The following is a 5,641-nucleotide window of genomic DNA, read 5'->3' as shown; positions in this document are numbered from 1 at the left end:
CACCCCGCCGGTGCATAACGGCTGACCACCATGCCGCAGGCATAGGCCTTCGAGCCGAGCAGCCGCAGGTTCCTAAAACCGCCCTGATCAAAAATCCGGCGGCCCGCCCCCAGCACCGCCGGGTTGACGAACAGCTGGAACTCGTCGACCAGCCCGGCCGCGATCAGCGCTGACGCGAAACCGGCGCCGCCGAACACGGCAATGTCGCCACCCTCGCCCGTCTTCAGCGCGTTGACCTCGCGCGGCAGGTCGCCGCTGGCCACACTGGTGCGCTCCCAAGCCGGCTCCCAGGCCGATTGCTTGAGCTTGTTGCTGAGCACCACCTTGCGGGCGTCGACGATGCGCTGCGCAAAGGCGTAGAACGGATCGTGCGGAAACTTCTTCGCCGCAGTGCCCCAATGGGTGAGGTAGCCCTCCTGTGCCATTTTGCGGCTGAGCAGGATGGTATCGACGCCTGCGAAGACAGCGTTGAAGTCCTGCTTCAGCGCATCGTCCCAGGCGCTCTCGTCACCCCACTCCCAGAGCTGCCAGGAATGGTCCTCGGTGGCGCCGACAAAGCCGTCGACCGATATCTGCATCTGCAGGACCAGCTTTTTCACCGTCATTCTCCTCACGGCCATCGCAGTTTACATTTGGAACCGTTGACGCAAGGCCAAAACGATGTCAATAGTAAAGTGATTTAAAAATGGAACCATAGATGTCGACGCGCGAAAAATCCGACTGCCCGATCAACCTGTCGCTCGAACTGATCGGCGACCGCTGGACGCTGCTCATCATCCGCGACATGGCTTTCGCCGGCAAAAGGCACTTTCGCGAATTCCTGCAATCCGACGAAGGCATCTCCTCGCGCACGCTGGCCGAGCGACTGCAGACGCTTCAGGAGGAAGGCATCCTCACCAGAAGCGACGACCCGACGCATGGCTTGAGAACGGTCTACCGGCTGACCGAGGCAGGTATCGACCTCTTGCCGGTGCTGGCGACGCTCGGCGCCTGGGGCAGCAAGCACCGTAAGGCCGACGATAGGCTGGCGCGGATTGCCGAAGAACTGGCGGCGGGTGGCGAGGCGGAACTGGAACGGATGAAGGCGGCGCTGCGGGCGGAGCATATTGTCTAGGTGATTGCGCTCGAACTGGCTTGGCTGTTGCTGCACAAATCGCCCGTCGCTTGACAACGACCCGTGCCTGTTCTTTATTTGTTCCAATTCTATCAGCAACTGTGATGTGCGGTCGGGATGGAAACGACAGCCACCATCCTGCATGCCGATCTCGACGCTTTCTACGCCTCGGTCGAGCAGTTGCTCGATCCGTCGCTGCGCGGCAAGCCGATCGCGGTGGGCGGCGGCGTCGTGCTCGCCGCTTCCTATGAGGCCCGCGCCTTCGGCGTGCGCGGCGGCATGCCGGGGCGCAAGGCGCGTGAGCTGTGCCCGCAGCTGATCTTCGTCGGCGGCAATTTCAGCCACTACCAGCGGCTGGGCGACGCGGCGATCAAGGTGCTCGACGATTTTACCCCGGTGGTCGAGCGCATCTCCATCGACGAGGCGTTTGCCGACGTCGCCGGCTGCACGCATCTGTTCGGCTCGCCGCAGGAGATCGCAACGACCATCCGCCGCCGCGTGCGGGCCGAACTCGGCCTGCCGATCTCGATCGGCGTGGCGCGCACCAAGCATCTGGCCAAGATCGCCTCCCAGGTGGCAAAACCCGACGGGCTGGTGGTGGTCGACCCCGGCAGCGAGCTCGCTTTCCTGCACGACCTGCCGGTCGGGCTGATGTGGGGCGTCGGCCCGGCGACCAGGGCGAGGCTGGCGGAAATCGGCGTCGAGACCATCGGCCAGCTGGCCAGGACGCACAGCGGCGCGCTAACGCGGCTGCTCGGTCCCGCCGCCGGCGAAAAGCTCGCCGCCTTGTCATGGAACCGCGACCCGCGAAAGCTCGAAACGCATAGCCGCGCGCATTCGGCCGGCGCCCAATCGGCGCTGGGCCAAAAACCCGCCGTAGCGCGGATCATCGTGCCCACTCTGCTGCATCTGGCCGACCGTGTCGCCAGCCGGCTGCGCGCCAAGGCGCGGCCCGGCCGCACGGTGACGGTACGCGTGCGCTTTGCCGATCTCAGCGCCGTCACGCGCTCGATCACGCTTGACCAGCCGATCTCGGCGACCGCGATGCTGGCCGAGATCGCCGGCGATCTGGTGCGCGGCGTCCTCGCCGACAACCCCCACGAAAGAACGATCTCGCTGCTGGCGATCTCGGTGTCGCATCTTGAGGAAAGCTTCGAGCTGCAGCTCGAACTGCCGCTCGGCCTCGCCGACGAGAAACGCCGGCCCGGCACCCGAAAAGGCCTGGCACGCTTCGACGCCGACCGCGCCATCGACAAGATCCGCGAACGCTTCGGCAAACAGGCGGTCGGCTACGGCACGGTGGCACTGGAAGCGGCGCGCTCCGTGCCCGACGAATTCAGGGAGCTGGCGGAGAAGGAGCTTTGAGGCCAGGGCAAGGCTATGGGCCGGTACGCGAGTAGCGATGGACCCGGACGCCACTAGAGCTTGTCCCGTGCCAGGGCTCGCAGGCTATGCCGTCATGGTCGGCATCGTGAGTCGGCCAACGGCACGGGCGGCAGTGCAGTTCGGGAATGCCGCAAGGTGCCTCAGCACCGAGAGAGATGTATCAAACCGAATGCCGATGAAGCCATAGATGATATAGCCCGACAACAGAATGAACGGCGCAAACAAGGCCACCCATCTCAGCCTGCCAAGGCGGCGACGGTGATAGGGTGAAGGCCGTCGCAAGAATGGCAGGAGCATTCCCCGCCAACTCCCCGGTTGGAGTGCCCGAACCAGACTAGCGTCACCCAGGTACAGTAGCAATAACGGTCATCTCCGAACGGTTTCCTGCGTTCAGAGCGCGGCTATTGGATAGCGAAACGCCAGTTCTATGCCTCGCCATCCCAGTACCGCCTCACCGCTGCCATGTCGAAAATGCCGTCGCGCCGGCGCAAGGCGTAGACCGCCATCTTGTTGGAATCGGGATAGACGCAGACCTCGTTGGGGTTTTTCTCGCCGATCATCAGATAGCGGCACGGCTCCGTACCGCTGTTGAGGAAGGAATGCCCGATCGCCAGGCCGGCGGCAAAGCAGACATAGTCGCCGGCCTTCATCTCGTGGCGCTCCTCGCCAAGCAGCAGCGTCACCTGCCCTTCCAGGATCAGCGCGTGCTCCTCTTCGAGCATGTGGTAGTGCCTGGGCGCCAGGCGCATGCCGGGGGCCGGCGCCTCGATCAGCATGCCGACATGATAGTCGGATCGTCCCAGCGCCGCATAGGTCAGATGCCTGCACCGGCCGCCGAACCGCGGGCCTTCGCCCTCGACCTTCCATTCGACGGCATCGCTGGCGACAGGCGGGATCGGCACGGCTGGGGGTTTGGTGATACCGGACATCACATCCGACGGCAGCGGATCGCCGGCGGCAAGGCCGGTGTTCTCGCCGTCCCAGTAAGTTCGGGGTGCCGAGAGGTCGAAGATCGCGCGCCTGCCCAGCGCCCGCACCAGGACCTTGTTGGAGGCCGTGTAGACGACCACGTCATTCGGGTTGCGCTCGCCGACGATGACATAGCGGCACGGCGCGTCGCCGGTGTTGATGAGGCAATGCCCCGCCGCGGCACCAGCCGGAAAGCAGATGTAGTCGCCAGTCGTCATGGCATAGGCAGCGTCGCCGACATAAGCGGTCAGCATCCCTTCGAGGATGAAGACATGCTCTTCCTCGAAAATATGGTAATGCGCCGGCGACGTCTGCTTGCCCGGCGGCAGTTCCTCGATCGCCACGCCGACATGGTAATTCTCGCCGAGGGCGGCAAGCGAAAGATGCCGGTAGCGCACACCGAAGCGCGGCACATCGGACCATTCCGTCCATGGCACGCTGTCCGATGCGAATGGCACGGGCGCTTTATCGTCTGCCATAGGGCCTCCCTGGTCCTGTCCCCCTGCCCTCGTCGCACTGCCATGCTGCTAGAGGATCCACGACAGGACAAAGCTGCCAGCTTCCGGCTAAACCGCCAAGCGGTGTTCGCGACGCTCCTGACAAAGCCAGACAGGAATCGCTCGCTTCAACCCCTGATCGCCTTGCCGGCCTGCTGCAGCAGCTCGAATGCCGCGAAGCGCTTGGCGTGCCAGCCGGCCAGCGTGGCATCGGGATGATAGACCTCGCCGAGTTCCGACATGCCGGCCATCGCCCGCGTCAGATCCTTGTAGGCACCGGCGGCGACCGCGCCCAGCATCGCCGAGCCGAGCAGCACCGGTTCCGGCGAGGTCGACGCCACCACCACCATGCCTGTGGTATCGGCAAGCAGCTGGCGCACCAGCGGGCTTTGGCCGGCGCCGCCGCTGACCACGATGGTGTCGACGGCAATGCCCTTGTCATGCTCGGCCCGCACGATCTGGCGCGCGCCATAGCCCAGCCCGCAGACCCCGGCGACATAGAGCTCGACCAGGCTGTCGAGGCTGGTGTCGAGATCAAGCCCGGCGATCAGCGCTCGCGCGTCCGGGTCGGCGAAAGGTGCGCGGTTGCCGAGAAACTCCGGCACCACATGGATACCGCCGACCAGCGCCGGCGTCGCTGCGGCCCCATTGCGGCTTTGCGCCTGCAACGACAGCCAGGCGCTGAGGCTGAGCCCCTCGGCTTGCGCCTTGGCGGTCGCTTCGCCAGCCGCGGGATGCATGCGCACCAGATGGTCGATAGCAGCACCGGCTGCCGACTGGCCGCCCTCGTTCAGCCACAGGCCCGGCACCATGGCCGAGAAATACGGACCCCAGACGCCGTCGACGAAGGCCGGCGCCGCGGTCGACGACATGGTGCAGGCCGAGGTGCCGAAAACATAGGCCATGCGCGACAGAACGCTGCCGAACTCGCCGCGCGCACCGACCGTACCGACGCCACCGGCATGCGCATCGATCAGGCCGGCCGCTACCGCGATGCCGGGGACGAGGCCAAGGTCCGCAGCCGCCTGCGCGGTCAGCCCGCTGCCAAGTGCGGCACCCGCCGGCACGATCTGCGTGCCGATGCGCGCGAATGCCTCGTCGGCCAGGCTCCCTAGTCCGATGGTGCGGAAATAGGCCTCGTCCCAGCGGCTTTCATGCGCCAGATAGGTCCATTTGCAAGTCACCGTGCAGACCGAGCGGGCAAGGCTGCCGGTCGCCCGCCAGGTGAGGAAATCGGGGAGGTCCATGAACTGCCAGGCGGCGTTGAACGTGTCGGGCAGGTTTTCGGCCAGCCAAAGGAGTTTCGGCGTTTCCATCTCCGGCGAGATGACGCCGCCGACATAATTCAGCACCGCCTCTCCGCTGCGGTTGATGCGGCGCGTCTGCTCGACCGCGCGGTGATCCATCCAGACGATGATGTTGCGTTCCGAATTGCCGGATCTGCTCACCGGCAGCGGCACGCCGCCCTCGCCCAGCACCACCAGCGAACAAGTGGCGTCGAACCCGATGCCGGCGATCGCCTCGGGCGCCACGCCCGATTGAGCGACCGCTTCCCGCGTGGCCGCGCAAACCGCCCGCCAGATGTCATTGCTCGACTGCTCGACAATGTCGCCGGCCTCGCGCCAGACCTCGATATCGCGCTTGGCAGAGGCGAGCATGTTTCCAGTGTGGTCGA

The 5,641-nt window shown here is 65.5% G+C and carries 5 protein-coding genes; 2 read left to right on the top strand and 3 right to left on the bottom strand.

Annotated features, from left to right (window positions below; genetic code table 11):
• The coding region (locus EOC06_RS23915) for a dihydrofolate reductase family protein (RefSeq protein WP_128308949.1) at positions 1–599 on the bottom strand (599 nt) is incomplete at its 3' end.
• A 98-nt stretch (positions 600–697) separates the two neighbouring features.
• On the opposite strand from EOC06_RS23915, the gene EOC06_RS23910 reads away from it, so the two are divergent.
• Positions 698–1,114 carry a helix-turn-helix domain-containing protein gene (locus tag EOC06_RS23910; RefSeq protein WP_127271661.1) on the top strand — a complete coding sequence of 139 codons (417 nt, stop codon included), beginning with the start codon at positions 698–700 and terminating at the stop codon, positions 1,112–1,114.
• 117 nt (positions 1,115–1,231) lie between these two features.
• A complete protein-coding gene (gene dinB, locus EOC06_RS23905; protein WP_128308944.1) occupies positions 1,232–2,479 on the top strand; it encodes a DNA polymerase IV in 1,248 nt (415 codons plus the stop codon).
• 446 nt (positions 2,480–2,925) lie between these two features.
• Here dinB and EOC06_RS23895 read toward each other — a convergent pair whose 3' ends face one another.
• Entirely contained in the window at positions 2,926–3,948 is a 1,023-nt protein-coding gene (locus EOC06_RS23895) for a cupin domain-containing protein (RefSeq protein ID WP_128308943.1), read from the bottom strand.
• 146 nt (positions 3,949–4,094) lie between these two features.
• Positions 4,095–5,641, bottom strand: a 1,547-nt coding sequence (locus tag EOC06_RS23890; protein ID WP_128308942.1) for an FGGY-family carbohydrate kinase, incomplete at its 5' end; no start/stop codon positions are given.

Origin of the sequence: Mesorhizobium sp. M7A.F.Ca.MR.362.00.0.0 (genome assembly GCF_004023175.1) — a bacterium.
Lineage (GTDB): Bacteria > Pseudomonadota > Alphaproteobacteria > Rhizobiales > Rhizobiaceae > Mesorhizobium.
This window is presented reverse-complemented; position numbering and strand designations above follow the sequence as displayed.